This window comes from Staphylococcus sp. HMSC069D12 (assembly GCF_001810405.1).
Taxonomy (GTDB): Bacteria; Bacillota; Bacilli; order Staphylococcales; family Staphylococcaceae; genus Staphylococcus; species Staphylococcus haemolyticus.
This window is the reverse complement of record NZ_KV801132.1, coordinates 49,054-69,035: the sequence shown is the minus strand read 5'-3', so window position 1 is coordinate 69,035 and position 19,982 is coordinate 49,054. Positions and strand designations below refer to the sequence as shown.

At 31.5% G+C, this 19,982-nt stretch carries 15 protein-coding genes; 14 read left to right on the top strand and 1 reads right to left on the bottom strand.

The features are described 5' to 3' along the window. Window positions 1-110 precede the first annotated feature (110 nt). From pfkA to HMPREF2737_RS10475, 3 genes are all read left to right on the top strand, one after another. A complete protein-coding gene (gene pfkA / locus HMPREF2737_RS10485; protein WP_037551031.1) occupies window positions 111-1,079 on the top strand; it encodes a 6-phosphofructokinase in 969 nt (322 codons plus the stop codon). Between the two features lie 18 nt (window positions 1,080-1,097). Beyond that, window positions 1,098-2,858 carry a pyruvate kinase gene (gene pyk / locus HMPREF2737_RS10480; protein WP_037551030.1) on the top strand — a complete coding sequence of 587 codons (1,761 nt, stop codon included), beginning with the start codon at window positions 1,098-1,100 and terminating at the stop codon, window positions 2,856-2,858. Window positions 2,859-3,147: 289 nt separating this feature from the next. Continuing rightward, entirely contained in the window at window positions 3,148-4,125 is a 978-nt protein-coding gene (locus HMPREF2737_RS10475) for a tRNA dihydrouridine synthase (protein ID WP_037551029.1), read from the top strand. 118 nt (window positions 4,126-4,243) lie between these two features. Here HMPREF2737_RS10475 and HMPREF2737_RS10470 read toward each other — a convergent pair whose 3' ends face one another. After that, the gene (locus tag HMPREF2737_RS10470) at window positions 4,244-5,605 is read right to left on the bottom strand and encodes an amino acid permease (RefSeq protein WP_037551028.1); all 1,362 of its coding nucleotides are present in this window, start codon (window positions 5,603-5,605) and stop codon (window positions 4,244-4,246) included. A gap of 349 nt (window positions 5,606-5,954) precedes the next feature. Here HMPREF2737_RS10470 and HMPREF2737_RS10465 point away from each other — a divergent pair, with 349 nt between their 5' ends. From HMPREF2737_RS10465 to dnaI, 11 genes are all read left to right on the top strand, one after another. Further along, complete coding sequence (locus HMPREF2737_RS10465; protein ID WP_037551027.1) at window positions 5,955-7,073, top strand: citrate synthase; 1,119 nt, start codon at window positions 5,955-5,957, stop codon at window positions 7,071-7,073. Window positions 7,074-7,116: 43 nt separating this feature from the next. Then, window positions 7,117-8,385, top strand: a complete 1,269-nt coding sequence (gene icd / locus HMPREF2737_RS10460; RefSeq protein WP_037551095.1) for an NADP-dependent isocitrate dehydrogenase — start codon at window positions 7,117-7,119, stop codon at window positions 8,383-8,385. Window positions 8,386-8,754: 369 nt separating this feature from the next. Next, entirely contained in the window at window positions 8,755-9,465 is a 711-nt protein-coding gene (locus HMPREF2737_RS10455) for a response regulator transcription factor (protein WP_037536805.1), read from the top strand. Then, on the top strand, window positions 9,465-11,162 hold the full coding sequence (gene pnpS / locus HMPREF2737_RS10450; protein WP_037551026.1) for a two-component system histidine kinase PnpS: 1,698 nt from the start codon (window positions 9,465-9,467) through the stop codon (window positions 11,160-11,162). Before HMPREF2737_RS10455 ends, pnpS begins: the two co-directional genes overlap by 1 nt. Window positions 11,163-11,405: 243 nt before the next feature. Continuing rightward, window positions 11,406-14,036 (top strand): DNA polymerase I, encoded by a 2,631-nt coding sequence (gene polA, locus HMPREF2737_RS10445; RefSeq protein WP_037551025.1) that lies wholly within the window; start codon window positions 11,406-11,408, stop codon window positions 14,034-14,036. A 15-nt stretch (window positions 14,037-14,051) separates the two neighbouring features. After that, the gene (mutM, locus tag HMPREF2737_RS10440; RefSeq protein ID WP_037551024.1) at window positions 14,052-14,924 is read left to right on the top strand and encodes a bifunctional DNA-formamidopyrimidine glycosylase/DNA-(apurinic or apyrimidinic site) lyase; all 873 of its coding nucleotides are present in this window, start codon (window positions 14,052-14,054) and stop codon (window positions 14,922-14,924) included. A 16-nt stretch (window positions 14,925-14,940) separates the two neighbouring features. Further along, on the top strand, window positions 14,941-15,549 hold the full coding sequence (gene coaE / locus HMPREF2737_RS10435; RefSeq protein ID WP_037551023.1) for a dephospho-CoA kinase: 609 nt from the start codon (window positions 14,941-14,943) through the stop codon (window positions 15,547-15,549). 220 nt (window positions 15,550-15,769) lie between these two features. Further along, the gene (gene gap / locus HMPREF2737_RS10430; protein WP_037551022.1) at window positions 15,770-16,795 is read left to right on the top strand and encodes a type I glyceraldehyde-3-phosphate dehydrogenase; all 1,026 of its coding nucleotides are present in this window, start codon (window positions 15,770-15,772) and stop codon (window positions 16,793-16,795) included. A 254-nt stretch (window positions 16,796-17,049) separates the two neighbouring features. After that, window positions 17,050-17,520, top strand: coding sequence for a transcriptional regulator NrdR (gene nrdR, locus HMPREF2737_RS10425; protein WP_037551021.1), 471 nt, complete (start codon window positions 17,050-17,052; stop codon window positions 17,518-17,520). Then, window positions 17,521-18,906 (top strand): replication initiation and membrane attachment family protein, encoded by a 1,386-nt coding sequence (locus HMPREF2737_RS10420; RefSeq protein ID WP_037551020.1) that lies wholly within the window; start codon window positions 17,521-17,523, stop codon window positions 18,904-18,906. Further along, window positions 18,907-19,827, top strand: coding sequence for a primosomal protein DnaI (dnaI, locus tag HMPREF2737_RS10415; RefSeq protein WP_037551019.1), 921 nt, complete (start codon window positions 18,907-18,909; stop codon window positions 19,825-19,827). The last annotated feature ends 155 nt before the right edge of the window (window positions 19,828-19,982 follow it).

The window sequence follows — 19,982 nt, the reverse complement described above, 5'->3', positions numbered from 1 at the left end:
GTTTATAAAACGTTTACATGTATTTTGTGAACCTATATTGATGGAACACTAAAAAAAATTGTGGTAATTTATTATTAAAGAGAAATCTAGTTAGGAAAGGGAATGTCGTCATGAAAAAAATTGCGGTTTTAACTAGTGGTGGAGATTCACCAGGCATGAATGCTGCTGTTAGAGCAGTTGTGCGTAAGGCGATTTATAACAACATTGAAGTTTATGGAATTTATCAAGGTTATCAAGGATTACTTGATGACAATATTCATAAACTTGAATTGGGTTCAGTAGGGGATACAATTCAACGTGGAGGAACTTTCCTTTACTCTGCAAGATGTCCACAATTCAAAGAGGCAAGTGTAAGACAAAAAGGTATAGAGAATTTACACAAACGTGGTATTGAGGGACTAGTAGTAGTTGGGGGAGATGGCAGTTACAGAGGTGCCCAACGTATTAGTGAAGAGACGAAAGATATTAAAACAATAGGAATTCCAGGTACTATTGATAATGATATTAATGGTACTGACTTCACTATTGGGTTTGACACAGCGTTGAACACAATTATTGATAGTGTAGACAAGATTAGAGACACCGCTTCAAGTCATGCTAGAACTTTTATTGTAGAAGTTATGGGACGTGATTGTGGTGATTTAGCATTATGGGCTGGCTTATCAGTCGGTGCTGAAACAATATTAGTTCCTGAAGTCAATACAGATATTAAAGATATTGCCGAAAAAATAGAAAAAGGTATCAAACGAGGTAAAAAACACTCAATCGTCATGGTAGCTGAGGGCAGTATGAGTGGCCAAGAATGCGCGGATCAATTAATGAAATATATTAATGTTGATGCACGTGTGTCTGTACTGGGCCATATCCAACGTGGTGGTAGCCCATCAGGTGTTGACAGAGTATTAGCTTCACGCTTAGGTGGTTACGCCGTTGATTTATTAATACAAGGTCGTTCTGGACATGGAGTAGGTATTATGAATAACAAATTGACTGCCACACCATTTGATGAAATTTTCAATGGTAACGACCATAAATTCAATACTGATATTTATGAATTAACGAAAGAGTTATCTATTTAATTTAGGAGGCTTTTTAAAATGAGAAAGACTAAAATTGTATGTACAATTGGACCTGCATCAGAGTCTGAGGAAATGTTAGAAAAATTAATGAAAGCTGGTATGAACGTAGCGCGTTTGAATTTCTCTCATGGTAGTCATGAAGAGCATAAAGCACGTATTGATACGATTCGTAAAGTAGCTGATAAATTAGGCAAAACAATTGGTATCTTATTAGATACTAAAGGACCTGAAATTCGTACTCATGACATGAAAGATGGCTTAATTATGCTTGAAAAAGGCAAAGAAGTTATTGTTAGTATGTCTCAAGTTGAAGGTACACCTGAAAAATTCTCAGTAACTTATGAAGATTTAATCAATGATGTTCAAATAGGTTCTTACATTTTACTTGATGATGGTTTAGTTGAACTACAAGTAAAAGACATCGATAAAACAAAAGGCGAAGTTAAATGTGATATCTTAAATACTGGTGAATTAAAAAATAAAAAAGGCGTAAATTTACCAGGTGTAAAAGTAAATTTACCAGGTATTACTGATAAAGATGCTGATGATATCTTATTTGGTATCAAAGAAGATATTGATTATATCGCAGCAAGCTTTGTACGACGTCCAAGTGATGTCTTAGATATTCGTGAAATTCTTGAAAGAGAAAATAATCATAATATCACTATTTTCCCTAAAATTGAAAACCAAGAAGGTATTGATAATATAGAAGAAATATTAGAAGTGTCTGATGGTTTAATGGTAGCTCGTGGTGACATGGGTGTTGAAATTCCACCAGAATCTGTACCAATTGTACAAAAAGATTTAATCAGAAAATGTAATAAACTAGGTAAACCAGTCATCACAGCTACTCAAATGTTAGATTCAATGCAACGAAATCCTCGTGCGACAAGAGCGGAAGCTAGTGACGTTGCTAACGCAATTTATGATGGTACTGACGCAGTTATGCTTTCTGGTGAAACTGCTGCTGGTTTATATCCAGAAGAGGCTGTAAAAACAATGAGAAATATTGCGATTTCTGCTGAAGCGGCACAAGATTACAAAAAATTATTATCAGACCGTACTAAACTAGTAGAAACTTCATTAGTGAATGCTATTGGTGTTTCAGTTGCACATACTGCTTTAAATTTAAAAGTTAAAGCTATTGTTGCAGCAACTGAAAGTGGTTCAACTGCAGTAACTATTTCTAAATATCGCCCACATTCTGATATCATTGCGGTTACCCCTAGCGAGTACACTGCACGTCAACTTGCTTTAGTTTGGGGTGCATATCCTGTAATTAAAAAAGGTCGTAAAACTACTGATGACCTATTAAATAATGCAGTTGCTACAGCAGTAGAAACGGGAAGAGTTACTAATGGTGATTTAATTATTATTACTGCCGGTGTACCTACTGGTGAAAAAGGTACAACTAATATGATGAAATTACATTTAGTTGGAGATGAAATTGCAAAAGGACAAGGTGTCGGTCGTGGATCAGTAGTTGGTAAAACTGTAGTTGCTAACAGTGCTAGTGATTTAGAAGGCGTAGATTTAAGTGAATCAGTTATTGTTACTAATTCTGTAGATGAGACATTAGTGCCTTATATTGAGCAAGCAGTTGGATTAATTACAGAAGAAAATGGTATCACATCACCAAGTGCGATTATCGGACTTGAAAAAGGTATTCCAACAATTATAGGTGTTGAAAATGCTACTAAAGAATTAAAAGATGGTATTTTAGTAACAGTAGATGCGGCCCAAGGTAAAATATTTGAAGGGTATGCTAACGTACTTTAATTAATTAATTTATTATTATAAATGATGGCTAATTTAGTAAGATAAGAGAGCCAGAACAGATAATATTTCAAAGCAATATTGCAAATTCGCAATAGTTGATTAAACTGGGAATAAGCTCGTGAAGAGTTCTTCTCAGTTTTTTCATTTCATTAGAAAGAAATTCATTAAATGAGAATTTCAAATAGGAAAGTTAATTGAGTTATAAAATTTCATTTTGAATAAGGTTATAATTTGTGGTAATATAGCATGGATTAATTGAGATATACTATTATAAGAAGGTTTAATTATTATGAAAGAAAATTTTTGGAGTGAATTGCCACGTCCTTTTTTTATTTTAGCACCTATGGAGGACGTTACTGATATCGTTTTTCGACATGTTGTAAGTGAGGCTGCTAGACCTGATGTTTTTTTCACTGAATTTACAAATACTGAGAGTTATTGCCATCCGGAAGGTATTCATAGCGTTCGTGGAAGATTGACATTTAGTGAAGATGAACAGCCTATGGTAGCACATATATGGGGCGATAAACCCGAACAGTTTAGAGAAATGAGTTTTGGCTTAGCTGAAATGGGTTTTAAAGGTATAGATTTAAATATGGGATGTCCAGTAGCTAATGTCGCAAAGAAAGGTAAAGGTTCTGGTTTAATATTGAGACCTGAAACAGCTGCTGAGATTATTCAAGCTACTAAAGCTGGTGGATTACCTGTTAGTGTTAAAACCCGTTTAGGTTATTATGATATTGAAGAGTGGAAAGATTGGTTAAAACACGTTTTTAAACAAGATATCGCAAATTTATCTATTCATCTTAGAACACGCAAAGAGATGAGTAAAGTAGATGCGCATTGGGAATTAATCGCAGCAATTAAACAATTAAGAGATGATATCGCACCTAATACATTACTAACGATTAATGGAGATATTCCAGATAGACAAACTGGACATGAACTTGCCATGAAATATGGTGTTGACGGCGTGATGATAGGTAGAGGGATCTTTAATAATCCGTTTGCTTTTGAAAAAGCACCCCGTGAACATACTAGTAAAGAACTATTGAATTTGTTTAGATTACATTTATCATTATTTGAGAAATATTCGAGTGATGAAAGTCAACAATACAAAAGTTTAAGAAGATTTTTTAAGATTTATGTGAAGGGGATTAAAGGAGCTAGTCAATTACGTCATCAATTAATGAGTACAGAATCGGTTGATGAAGCACGCGATTTATTAGATGAATTTGAGTCTAAAATTGAAGAAGATATAAATTAATTTTCTAAAACATTAGATTTAGTTATTAGATAATAGGTTTATTATAAAAAACAAGCCAGTAAATGAATTTTTATGTTAATTCATTTACTGGCTATTATAATCTCATAAGAATTTTAAATTATTTATTATTCTTAGCAACTTGTCTATATCTCAAATACATTAAACCTAGTAATATAAACCAAATTGGAGTTAAGAAAATAGCATTTCTAGTTGTTTCATTTACAAATAATAAACAAAATACTAAGAAGAAGAATACTAATATTGCGTAACCCATATATTTACCACCAGGAAGTTTATAAGATACAGTTTTATGTAGCTCAGGATTTTTTCTGTGATAATTAATATAAGCAATAATAATTAATGCCCATACGATAATAAATAATACAGTCGAAATTGTTGTTACATAAGTAAACACTAACGTAGCATCTGGGAAGATGTAGTTTAATAATGCTGTTACTAATAATAATGCAGATGAACCAATAATAGCAAAATGAGGAACACCATTTTTATTAGTACTTCTAAAGATAGGTGGTGCTTGATCTTGTTCTGATAAACCAAATAACATACGACTGTTTGAGAATATACCACTATTACAAGATGATGCTGCAGCAGTTAATACTACAAAGTTGATCAATCCAGCAGCGAAAGGAATACCAATTAATGAGAATAATCTAACAAATGGACTTTCACTAGGGTCAACTTTATCCCAAGGAATAATAGACATAATTACCGCTAATGCACCAACGTAGAATACTAAAATTCTTAACGGTACAGCATTGATAGCTTTTGGAATTGTTTTCTGAGGATCTTTAGTTTCTCCTGCAGTTACACCAATCATTTCAATACCAACAAATGAGAACAATGCCATTTGGAATGACATAAAGAACCCAGATGCTCCGTGAGTAAAGATGCCATGTTTATATAAATTTGTAAAACTAGCATGTCCAAATTGTGTTTTATATGCCATTAAAATCATGACTAAACCTACAACGATTAAAGCGATGATAGTTATAATTTTAATAATAGCGAACCAGAATTCTAATTCACCAAATAATTTAGCACTAAGCAAATTAAATAGCATTAATATAAGCACACAGAATAGTGCACTAATCCAGTTTGGAATTGCAGGGAACCAGAAACTAACATATTTAGCAACAGCAGTTACTTCAGCCATACCTGTTATAATCCAGCACAACCAATAAGTCCAACCAGTTACAAAACCAGCAAACGGTCCTATGTATTCATTTGTCACATCGGCGAAAGATTTGAAGCGAGTATTTTGAATTATAATCTCACCTAAGCCTCTCATAAACATGAACAACATGAAACCTATAATAATATAAGTTAATAGAATAGATGGACCAGTCATTGCTATTGTTTGACCTGCTCCCAAAAATAATCCGGTACCTATAGCGCCACCAATAGCAATCAATTGCACATGACGATTACTCAATCCTCTTTGTAATTTTTCTTCAGCCATAAGACAACTCCCTTACATTTAATTAATTTTATTATGCACTTATAAATTCAATTCGACAATTATTTTTCGAATTTTTTCTAAAAATCCCTCTAAATTTAGATTAAATAATTGTAATCAAGCTTGATAATTAAATTGAAATTTTCAATATTTTCTCATTAATTACATAATTTAAATTGGAATGAAAGCTTATATAATGGCGTTTATTGGGCGTTTAAGTTAAAATAAGTTTAAAAATTTAAAGTTAAATAGCATTTATTGAACGATATATAATCGTTCACAAAACTTATCACATTGGCTATAATAGTATTTGAAAGCCATTACATTATGTATAAGAAAAGGGGAATTACTTATGGCAGAATTACAAAAAGGTTTAGAAGGGGTAATTGCAGCTGAAACTAAAATCAGTTCAATTATTGATAGTCAATTAACGTATGCGGGATACGATATTGATGATTTAGCAGAAAATGCATTGTTCGAAGAAATAGTGTTTTTATTATGGAATTATAGATTGCCTACTCAAGATGAATTAGATGCATTAAGAGAAAAATTTAATCATTATATGACTTTAAACCCAAGAGTTTATAAGCATTTTGAAGAATACGCAACTGATAATGTGCACCCCATGACGGCACTACGTACATCTGTATCATATATTGCTCATTTTGATCCTGATGCTGAAAATGAAACAGAAGAAAATAGAAAAGAAAGAGCAATACGTATTCAAGCGAAAATTGCATCTTTAGTTACAGCATTTGCGCGTGTTCGTGAGGGTAAAGATCCTGTTAAACCTAATCCTGATTTAAGTTATGCAGCTAACTTCTTATATATGTTAAGAGGAGAATTACCAACAGATACTGAAGCTGAAGCATTTAATAAAGCATTAGTGTTACATGCTGACCATGAACTTAATGCTTCTGCATTTACTGCACGTTGTGCCGTATCGTCTTTATCTGATATGTACTCTGGTATTGTAGCTGCTGTAGGTTCATTAAAGGGACCTTTACATGGTGGAGCAAATGAACAAGTAATGAGCATGCTTGCTGATGTTAAATCAGTTGATGAGGTTGATGCTTATTTAGATGAAAAATTCAAAAATAAAGAAAAAATCATGGGATTCGGTCATAGAGTATACAAAGACGGAGATCCAAGAGCCAAATATTTACGTGAGATGAGCCGAAAAATCACTTCTGAAACTGGTAGAAGTGAATTATATGATATTTCAATAGCTATTGAGAAACGTATGAAAGAAGAAAAAGGACTTATTCCTAATGTCGATTTCTTTAGTGCTACTGTATATCATAGTATGGATATTCCACACGATTTATTCACGCCAATTTTCGCGGTAAGTCGTACATCTGGTTGGACAGCACATATTCTAGAACAGTATCGTGATAATAGAATAATGCGTCCTAGAGCTAATTACGTCGGTGAAACAAATCGTAAGTATTTACCAATTGAAGAAAGATAAATTAAAAACTTTAATAGATTTCACAATATTTGGAGGTAAAATTATGTCAACTGAAAAAATTACTAGAATTAACGATGGATTAAATGTACCTAATGAACCAATTATTCCTTTTATTATTGGTGATGGTATTGGCCCAGATATTTGGAAAGCAGCGAGTCGCGTTATTGATGCGGCAGTTGAAAAAGCATATAACGGCGAAAAACGTATTGAATGGAAAGAAGTATTAGCAGGTCAAAAAGCTTTTGATAAAACTGGTGAATGGTTACCTCAAGAAACGCTTGATACGATTAAAGAATATTTAATCGCTATTAAGGGACCTTTAACTACACCAATTGGTGGTGGTATTCGTTCATTAAATGTTGCATTACGTCAAGAATTAGACCTATTTACATGCTTACGTCCAGTTCGTTGGTTCAAAGGTGTTCCTTCACCAGTTAAACGTCCACAAGATGTTGATATGGTTATCTTCCGTGAAAATACTGAAGATATTTATGCAGGTATCGAATTTAAAGAAGGTACTGATGAAGTTAAAAAAATCATTAATTTCTTACAAAATGAAATGGGTGCTACTAACATTCGCTTCCCAGAAACTTCAGGTATTGGTGTGAAACCAGTTTCTAAAGAAGGTACTGAACGTTTAGTTAGAGCTGCAATTCAGTATGCAATCGATAATAACCGTAAAACTGTTACGCTTGTTCATAAAGGTAATATTATGAAATTCACCGAAGGCGCATTTAAGCAATGGGGCTATGATGTAGCTCATAATGAATTTGCTGATAAGGTATTTACTTGGCAACAATATGATGAAATTGTTGAAAAAGATGGTAAAGATGCAGCAAATCAAGCTCAAGAAAAAGCTGAACAAGATGGAAAGATCATTATTAAAGATTCTATCGCTGACATTTTCTTACAACAAATATTAACTCGTCCAGCAGAACATGATGTAGTTGCTACAATGAATTTAAATGGTGACTATATTTCAGATGCTTTAGCAGCTCAAGTGGGAGGAATTGGAATTGCACCTGGTGCAAACATTAACTATGAGTCAGGACACGCTATTTTCGAAGCAACACATGGTACTGCACCTAAGTATGCTGGTTTAAACAAAGTTAACCCATCTTCTGAATTATTAAGTTCAGTTCTAATGTTAGAACATTTAGGTTGGCAAGAAGCCGCTGATAAGATTACTGATGCAATTGAAGCTACTATTGCTTCTAAAGTTGTAACTTATGATTTTGCTCGTTTAATGGATGGTGCTACTGAAGTATCAACTTCAGAATTCGCTGATGAGTTAATTAAAAACTTAAAGTAATTTATTTACACATTAATAATTTAAAACTTTAAAAAATTAATAGATTGATGATGCATTGCACTAATGTAGTAGTTAACACAATAGCGCAAGTTTTAAGGAATTCTCAATCTTAATAATTTTTAATAAAAGTGGAACATTGAATTTAAATTAAATTCTGTTCCGCTTTTTTATTATGAAGTAAAGCAAATAACTATATTTTGTTTATAATTTGTTAATAATTTTTTAAAAATAAATAAATAAATACTCAATATATGGAAAATAATCATATGATTGTTAAGATTATGTAAATTTAATATGTTGTATGTTATTTTTGTTTTAACTTCCGTTATAATGAAATTGAAATGTTATATTAATTCAGGGAGGCACATTATGTCACAAAAAGTATTAGTGGTTGACGATGAGCAATCAATTGTAACTTTACTTAAATATAATCTTGAAACGGCTGGTTACATCGTTGAAGTAGCTTACGATGGTGAAGAGGCTTTGGAAAAGGTGAATGAAATTCAACCAGAACTTGTCGTTTTAGATGTAATGTTACCTAAGAAAGATGGTATTGAAGTATGTAAAACAATACGTTCTGATAAAAATTTAGTACCTATTTTAATGTTAACTGCAAAAGATGATGAGTTTGATCGTGTATTAGGATTAGAATTAGGTGCCGATGATTATATGACAAAACCTTTTTCTCCTAGAGAAGTAGTGGCGAGAGTTAAAGCTATCTTGAGAAGATCGAAATTTGCTAGTGAAATTGAAAAAGAAGATGTTGATGATGAGGATATATTGATTGAAAATATTAGAATCAGACCTGAATTCTTTGAGGTATATAAAGATGATGAATTATTAGAACTCACTCCTAAAGAATTTGAACTATTGTTGTATCTAATAGAAAGACAAGGGCGAGTAATCACTCGAGAACACATGTTAAATTCAGTATGGAATTATGAATTCGCAGGCGATTCTCGAATTGTTGATGTTCATATAAGTCATTTAAGAGACAAACTCGAAGAGAATCCGAAACAACCTAAATTAATTAAAACTGTTCGTGGACTCGGTTATAAATTAGAGAGACCTAAAGCTTAATGCTTAAATTTCATCATAGATTATTATTGCTATTAAGCACAATTACTATAATCAGTTTTATTGGTTTAGGCGTCATTATTCATCATACAATTTATCAAATATTATCAACAGCTCAGGTTACGGAACTCAAACATGTATCTGAAAATTTTTTGAAATTAAACAAGCAAAATGAGAATAATGAAATTAAAAATATTTCAACTAATCAAAATTTAATTGTTAGAATTTCTGAAAATGGTAAAGTGATATACCAAACTGGTAACCAAAATAAAATAAATGATAACATTGATAATGAAGCTAATCCATCAAATATCATTTATAAAAGAGAAAATGGTCAGGTTAGATACACATTTAAAACAACTGTCAATGACAAAACGATATACATAGGTGGGATGAATACTGAGATTCTTGAATTACAAAAGAGTATGTGGAAGTATTTATCTTTAATAGGAATTATTGTTCTTTTAGCGATTTATTTAGCTGTTAGAAGTATCAATCGTACATATATTAGACCGATTAATGAAGTGACTTATGCTACCTCGTTAATTGCTGATGGATACTATCATGTTAGAGTACCTGAAAGCAATGTTAAGGAGACAAAAGCGCTATTTGTCACAACTAACGATCTTGCAAGACGTTTACAAAAGCTTAATAATAAACAAAAAATGCAATCAAATCGATTAAAAACAACATTAGAAAATATACCAAGTTCAGTATTAATGATTGACAAACATGGTGAAATTGTTGTGGCCAATCATGCGTACTATGAGTTGTTTAGGCCAAACGGTAAGGTTGAAAATAAAAACTATACATCATATTTAGATCCTAAAATTCAACAATTAATTCTAGAAAGTTTTAAAACTGAAAAGCCATTACATGATCAGATAGAAATTTTATTAAATAATGTTCATCATAAATATTTCGATTTGTCATGTGTTCCAATACTAAGTAAATCTAAGAAAAAGTTACAAGGTATGGTTGTAGTAATGCATGACATTACAAATTTGAAAAAATTGGAAAACTTGCGTCGGGAATTTGTTGCAAATGTATCTCATGAGCTTAAAACGCCTATTACATCTATTAAAGGCTTCGCTGAAACACTCATCGAAGGTGCGAAAAATGATGAAGAATCACTTGATATGTTCTTAAATATTATTTTAAAAGAATCTAATCGTATTGAGTCACTCGTTATGGATTTATTGGATTTATCACATATCGAACAACAAACAGAGATAGAAACAGCATTTATGAATTTATCAGAGCTTGCTTACACAACTATAGATAATTTACAAAACCAGGCAAGATATAAAAATATTAAAATAGTATCCGAAATAGAAAAAGATGTCATTATAGAAGCACAAGAAAACAAAATTGCACAAGTCATTACTAATTTACTATCAAATGCAATTAATTATTCACTTGAGAATAATGAGGTTATTGTAAGAGTGTATAGAGAAGGACATGAAGTAAATTTAGAAATACAAGACTTTGGTATTGGAATAGATAAAAGTGATCAAAAGCATATTTTTGAAAGATTTTATCGGGTGGATAAAGCAAGAAGTAGAGATTCAGGTGGTACAGGTTTAGGTTTATCTATAACAAAACATATAGTAGAGGCACACCATGGAACGATTAATGTCGAAAGCGATATTGGTGAGGGCTCGCTATTTAAAGTTTCATTTTTAGATGAACATGAATAATATCATTCAATTAAGAATGACTATAATATCGAGGTACAAGAACTTTTATTTTGATTAATAATTAATACTATTTTTTTAAGGCCTTTCGTATACTTGAACCAAAAATTTGGTTGAGGATATGAAAGTGCCTTTTTTATTTAAATAAGTAATGTAGAGTGTGAAAAGTTATTGTATAAACCATACATTCGTTATGACACAGGTTATATGCTAAAATATAATAAAATCACTCTGGAGGTATACGCTTTGAATAAATTAGTTTTAATTGATGGTAATAGTTTAAGTTTTAGAGCATTTTATGCATTACCACTACTTTCTAACAAAGCAGGAATACATACGAATGCAGTATACGGTTTTGCTATGTTATTGGAAAAGATTATAAGAAAAGAACAACCAACACACTTTTTAGTTGCGTTTGACGCCGGCAAAACAACATTTAGACATTCAAAATTTAGTGAATACAAAGGCGGAAGACAGAGTACCCCACCTGAGTTAAGCGAACAGTTCCCATACATTCGACAATTATTAGATACTTACCATATAAAGCACTATGAGTTAGAAAATTATGAGGCTGATGATATTATAGGCACATTAAGTAAAGAAGCAAACGAGCAAGGGTTTGAAACGATTATTGTTACTGGTGATCGAGATTTGACACAGTTAGCAACTGATAATGTTACAATTTATTACACTAAGAAAGGTGTAACAGATGTTGATCATTATACTCCAGAATTCATTAATGAAAAATATGATGGGCTTAATCCAAGTCAAATTATAGATATGAAAGGACTTATGGGTGACACATCTGATAATATCCCTGGCGTTGCGGGTGTAGGTGAAAAGACGGCTATCAAATTATTGAAACAATTCAATACTGTTGAAGGTGTTTATGACAATATAGAATCTGTTTCAGGAAAAAAATTAAAGGAAAAACTTGAAAACAGTCGTGAAGATGCATTTATGAGTAAAGAATTAGCAACAATTAATAAAGATAGCCCAATTGAAGTTGCATTACAAGATACTAAGTTAGAAAATCAAGATGATAATAAAGATAAAATTGAATTATTCAAAAAGTTAGAATTCAAACAATTATTATCTGATATAGATAGTAATAATACTGAAGAGAATCACGAGGATAAAGTCATTGAAGTGAGTAATGATTTTAGCAACATAAATTTTAAAGAATTAAAAGAAGCTGTGATTCACATCGAAGTAGATGGTACCAATTACTTACAGGATACAATTTTAAAATTTGGATTTTATGATGGAGTGGACCATGTTGTAATAGCTTCCGATCAACTAAAGGAATATCCTGAATTGATTAAATGGCTAGAGAATGATACTACAGAAAAAATTGTTTATGATGCTAAAAAAACATACGTTGTTGCGCATAGATTAGATATAGATATAAAAAATATTGTATTTGATGTTATGTTAGCAAGTTATATTATTGATCCATCGAGAACGATAGGTGATGTAAACTCTGTAGTAAGTAATTATAATCAAAATTTTGTTCAAGATGATATTTCAATTTATGGAAAAGGGAAAAAGCGACATGTTCCAGAAGACGCAATTTTAAATAAGCATATTGCTACAATCACAGAGGCAATTTATGCCTGCAAACCTGAAATGGTTGCTGAATTAGAATCGCACCAACAAATTGATCTATTGTTAAATTTAGAACTTCCACTTGCACGTATTTTAAGTGAAATGGAAGAAACAGGAATTTATACGGATATTAATGATTTAAAACAAATGCAGTCTGAAATTCAAGAAAAATTAGATTTACTAATAAGTAATATTCACGAAGCGGCTGGGGAAGAATTTAACATTAACTCTCCTAAACAATTAGGTGTAGTATTATTTGAAACACTAGAACTACCGGTCATTAAAAAAACAAAAACTGGATATTCTACTGCAGTTGATGTGTTGGAGCAGTTACAAGGTCAGCACCCAATCATTGACTATATACTTGAATATCGTCAATTATCAAAATTACAATCCACTTATGTAGAAGGATTACAAAAAGTCATAAGTAAAGATAACAGAATTCATACTCGCTTCAATCAAACATTAGCACAAACTGGTCGTTTATCAAGTGTAGATCCTAATTTACAAAATATACCTGTCCGTCTTGAAGAAGGACGTAAGATTAGAAAAGCTTTTAAGCCTACTACAAATGATAGTGTGATATTATCAGCTGATTACTCTCAAATTGAATTACGTGTACTTGCTCATATTACCCAAGATGAAAGTATGAAAGAAGCATTTATCAATGAAAGAGATGTTCATAATGCTACTGCGATGAAAGTATTTGATGTAGAAGCGAATGAAGTTAACGCTTTAATGAGAAGACAAGCTAAAGCTGTTAACTTTGGAATAGTATATGGTATTAGTGATTATGGTTTGAGCCAGAGCTTAAACATTACTCGAAATAAAGCAAAAGCATTTATAGATGATTATTTGGCAAGTTTCCCAGGTGTAAAACAATACATGTCTGATATTGTTAAAGATGCGAAAGCAGATGGATTTGTTGAAACATTATTGCACCGTCGTAGATATATACCAGATATTAATAGTAGAAACTTTAATTTGAGAGGTTTTGCTGAACGTACGGCAATGAATACTCCAATACAGGGTAGTGCAGCAGATATTATTAAATTAGCAATGGTAGAATTTGATAGACAAATTAAACGAACGTCATATCATGCTCAATTATTACTACAAGTACATGATGAATTAATTTTCGAAGTACCTGCAAATGAAGTTGAAGATTTTAGTTTATTTGTTGAGGAAATTATGGAACACGCATTACAATTAGATGTGCCGTTAAAAGTAGATTCTAACTACGGATCTACATGGTATGATGCAAAATAGAAAGAGGAATTAGAAATGCCAGAATTACCAGAGGTTGAACACGTTAAAAGGGGTATAGAGCCTTATATATTGAATGCAACTATTAAAAGTGTGACATTTTCAAACAAAGTTATTGAGGGTAAACAACAAGGAAAAGAGACAATTATTAAAGGAATTAATTTGGATGGTTTCAGATTGAATAGTGAAAGTTTTAAAATAAAATCCGTTGATAGAAGAAGTAAATATATTGTCTTCACTATTGAAAAAAATAACAACCAGCGTATTATATTAAGTCATTTAGGTATGGCAGGCGGATTTTTTATTGTCGATAAATTATCAGATATTAGTACACCTAACTATCGAAAACATTGGCATGTTGTGTTTCATTTAGATAATGGTCAACAACTTGTTTATTCTGATATTAGACGATTTGGTGAACTAAGAAATCTAGCTACTTATAATGATTATCCAGCTTTTCTTGAAATTGCGCCTGAACCTTTTGATGACAATGCATTAAACTATTTTTTAGACCGGATTAAACTTAAGAAATACCAAAACAAACCTATTAAACAAATGTTGCTTGATCATAAAATGATAGCAGGTTGTGGAAATATTTATGCATGTGAAGCGTTATTTAGAGCAGGCGTTTTACCTGAGAGAAAAGTAAAAGATGTATCTAATCAAGAACGACAAATGTTATTTTATTATGTTCAAGAAGTATTAAATGAGGGTATAAATAATGGCGGTACTAGCATTTCTGATTATCGTCATGCTGATGGCAAAACAGGAGAAATGCAATTACACTTAAATGTATATAAACAAAATATATGTAAAATATGTGGTCATGATATTGAGCAAAAAGTCATTGCATCGCGAAATAGTCATTTTTGTCCACATTGTCAGAAATAAAGGTGAGTGAATATTTATGCCAAAAGTTATTGGATTAACAGGTGGTATTGCCACTGGAAAGTCAACGGTTTCTGAGTTATTAACAGCATTTGGTTTTAAAGTTGTAGATGCTGATATAGCTGCAAGAAAAGCTGTTGCAAAAGGAACCAAAGGTTTAGAACAAGTTAGAGCAGCTTTTGGTGATAGTGCTATCACTGATGAAGGTGAAATGGATCGCAAATATGTAGGTGAAATTGTTTTTAATCACCCAGAGAAACGTTTAGAGTTAAATGATATTGTGCATCCTATAGTTAGAGAAATAATGGAAGAAGAAAAGCAATCATATCTTAATCAAGGTTATGATGTCATTATGGATATCCCGCTTCTTTTTGAAAATGAATTACAAAATATAGTTGAAGAAGTATGGTTAGTATACACGTCTGAAAGTATTCAAATTGAGAGATTGATGGAGCGAAATCAATTGTCGCTAGAGGATGCGAAAGCGCGCGTTTATAGTCAAATATCGATAGATAAAAAGAGTAGAATGGCAGACCATGTTATTGATAACCTAGGGGATAAGTTGGAACTGAAACAAAACTTAGAACAGCTATTGACTGATAAAGGTTTTATTAACAAAGATATATAAAATTTGCTTAAGCAATTATTTATGCTTCGGCTCTAGTAGATGAATGATGTAAATATCAAATTTTTACATAGAGAAGTCTATTAGAGCTTTTTTGTTAATCAAATATTGTCGATTAAAAAATTTTTTAAAATTAATAGAAAACGCTTTCAAAATCAAATTATTATGTTACACTATTTTTATAAAGTATAACATATAAACAAACGATCAAGGGGTGCTTTAAATGTCAACAAATATTGCAATTAATGGTATGGGTAGAATAGGTAGAATGGTGTTAAGAATCGCATTACATAAAGAAGATTTAAACGTTGTAGCGATTAACGCAAGCTATCCACCTGAAACAATTGCACATCTAATAAATTATGATACTACTCATGGTAGATTTGATAAAAAAGTAGAACCAATTGAGAACGGTATCCGTGTCGATGGACAAGATATTAAACTTGTTTCTGACCGTAATCCTGAAAATTTACCTTGGAAAGACTTAGACATTGATATTGTAATTGAAGCTACAGGTAAATTTAACCATGGAGATAAAGCAATAGGCCATATTAATGCAGGTGCTAAAAAAGTATTATTAACTGGTCCTTCTAAGGGTGGCCATGTACAAATGGTGGTTAAAGGGGTAAATGATAACCAATTAGATGTAGATACATATGACATTTTTAGTAATGCATCTTGTACAACTAACTGCATTGGTCCGGTAGCAAAAGTGCTTAATGATAAATTTGGCATCGTTAACGGTCTTATGACAACAGTGCATGCGATTACTAACGATCAAAATAATATTGATAATCCGCATAAAGATTTACGTCGTGCACGTTCATGTAATGAAAGTATTATTCCAACTTCAACTGGCGCAGCTAAAGCTTTAAAAGAAGTACTTCCAGAATTAGAAGGTAAATTGCATGGCTTAGCTTTACGTGTGCCAACTAAAAACGTGTCACTTGTAGACTTAGTTGTAGATTTAAAAGAAGATGTTACAGCTGAACAAGTCAATGATGCATTCAGAAATGCTGGCCTAGAAGGTATTCTTGATGTAGAAGACGCGCCTCTAGTATCAATGGACTTCAATACAAATCCTAATTCAGCAGTTATTGACGCTCAAAACACAATTGTGATGGATGATAATAAAGTAAAAGTGATTGCATGGTATGATAATGAGTGGGGCTACTCAAATAGAGTAGTTGAAGTTGCTCAACAAATTGCTAAATTAATTGCCTCTGAAAATGTTGCAACGGCTAACTAAGAAGATATCACTATAAATTAAAACGAGACTGTTAAATCTTTTGACTAAGATTTGATAGTCTCGTATTTTATTTTTATGTGATTTTGTATTTAAACTTTCACACATTCTTGTCATTTAAGAAATATATTATGCATATAACTAGATTCTTATTAAGATACTTTTGTTTTAGTCTAATTTAAATGAGAATTAGACTTCTTTTGTCAAGAATGCTTTTATAGTATAATAAATCATAATCTATTCAAGAGGGTGAAGATATGAAATGCCCAAAATGTAGTTCAACACATTCGCGTGTAGTTGATTCTAGACATGCCGATGATGCAAATGCAATTAGAAGAAGAAGAGAATGCGAAAATTGTGGTACTCGATTTACGACGTTCGAACATATAGAAGTAAGTCCATTAATTGTAGTAAAAAAAGATGGAACTCGAGAACAATTTTTAAGAGAGAAAATTTTAAATGGTCTTGTTAGATCTTGTGAAAAGAGACCAGTACGTTATCAACAATTAGAAGATATTACTAATAAAGTTGAATGGCAGCTACGTGATAGCGGACAAACTGAAATATCTTCACGAGATATTGGTGAACATGTTATGAACCTATTGATGCATGTCGATCAAGTTTCTTATGTGAGATTTGCTTCAGTTTATAAAGAGTTTAAAGATGTTGATCAATTGTTAGCATCAATGCAAGGTATCTTGAACGATAATAAACGGAGTGATATATAAATGAGTTTACAATCGTATGAGTATGGTTTGAGTCCACATGACGGTTTTAAAGTGTATCGTCAGTTCCAAATAAATCATAATCATTTGGAAATACTTAATAGATTGTATATGCCATTAATTGGCGCGCAAGCGATAGGTACATATCACTTTATGAACCAATTCGTGAATAGTGATGACACATTAACGCATTACACAATAATGAATGAATTGAAAATGAATTTATCAGAATTTAGACAGTATATGGATTTATTGGAAGCAATCGGTTTATTTAAAACATATGTAAAGCATGATGAACAACAATCATTTTTTATTTACGAATTGATACAGCCACCAACTGCCTATCAATTTTTTAATGATCCTATGTTATCGATTTATCTATATAACCAAGTCGATAAACAACGTTTTAAAAGCTTAAAAAATTATTTTAAAAAGCATGATTTTGATTTAAGTGGGTTTCAACAAGTAACTCGCAAGTTTACTGATGTTTTTAAAATTCCACACTCAAGCGTTACTATTGATGCTTCATCAATAAAAAAAGAAAAACCATATCTTGGTATAGATTTATCCAATGTATCATTTGATTTTGAGATTTTAAAAGAAATGCTACGTCATCATTTTATTAGCGATGAAATTATAACTAAAGAAGCTAGAGATTTAATTGTTCAATTGGCTACATTGTATGGTTTAACTGAAGATGCTATGAAACGAATTATATTAAATTCTATTACAAGTAATCAACAATTATCATACGAAGAAATGAGAAAGCATGCGCGTTCGTATTATTTAATTGAACATAATCAACAATTACCTGAACTAGAGACTAAGGCTAGTAATCAAAATGAAGTGAATAGTAACAATCAATCTGTGTCTTCAAGTCAACCCACTTCAAATGATGATTGGTTTCAATTGTTAGAGGAAACAAGTCCAGTAGATATGTTGGCGTCATGGTCAGAATCAGAACCAACATTTCAACAAAAGAAAATGATTGAAGAGTTAGTCGAAAGAGAAAAATTAAACTTTGGTGTAATTAATATTCTTTTACAATTTGTAATGCTAAAAAATGAGATGAAACTACCTAAAACATATATTTTAGAAATTGCATCTAATTGGAAAAAATTAGGTATTAAGACTGCAAAAGAAGCATATAACTATGCGTTAAAAGCAAATGAATCAAAATCAGAATATAAAGGTAATGACCAACGTCAATCAAGAAAACGTTATTCAAAATCACGTGAGATTGTATCTAGAGAAAAAACACCTAAATGGTTAAAAAATAGAGGTCAAGAAAATACTGATAAAGAAACGACTAAAGAAGAACAAGAACAGTTTGAAAAGGAAAGAGCTGCGTTTCGTGAACAATTAAAACGCGATTGGGAGGAGGATTAAATGAAATCATTCAATAGTATTATCAAATCAAATGGCGATTTAGAAAAAAGAATTGCTAAAATTAAAAAACAAGTCGTTAACGATCCTGATGTTAAATCATTCTTAAATGAACATCAATCTGAATTGACCAATGAAATCATTGATAATGACTTAAATGTGTTACAAGAGTATAAAGATCAACAAAAAAATTATGATGGGCATGATTATGAAAATTGTCCGAACTTTGTTAAAGGTCATGTACCTGAATTATATATCGACAATAATAGAATTAAAATACGTTATAATATGTGCCCTTGCAAAATTAAACACGATGAAGAAAGATTTAATTCTCACTTAATCACATCACACCATATGCAACGTGATACATTAAACGCTAAGATGAAAGATATTTATGACACTGATTTGAACCGATTAGTTATTGCTAAAAATGTAAATGATATCTGTAAAAAATTAGTAAATGGAGAAAATGTAAAAGGAATGTATATTCACGGTCCATTTGGAACTGGGAAATCATTTATTCTAGGTGCAATTGCCAATCAACTTAAAGCTAAAAGTGTTGCTTCTACGATTGTTTATTTACCTGAATATATTCGCACGCTAAAAAGTGGTTTCAGAGATGGTAGTTATGAAACAAAGTTACAACGAATACGAGAGGCAAATATATTAATGATAGATGATATAGGTGCGGAAGAAGTAACACCTTGGGTTAGAGATGAAGTAATTGGACCATTACTACACTATCGCATGGTTCAAGAACTACCAACGTTTTTCTCATCGAATTTAAATTTTGATGAGCTAGAACATCATTTATCTATCACACGTGAAGGTGCGGAAGAAACAAAAGCTGCTAGAATTATTGAAAGAATTAAATCTTTATCAACGTCATATTATTTGGATGGTAAAAATTTAAGAAACAATTGAAATTTAAAATAACTATTGTATAATTAAGATAAATCTTAATCGTTGAAATAATTGAAGATATGATAATTTAATCCATGTTATACAGCGAGCTAATAAATGATGAGAGATTAGCTAACAAATTAAATTATTACTCCTTCATCATTAGGTGTTGGTAA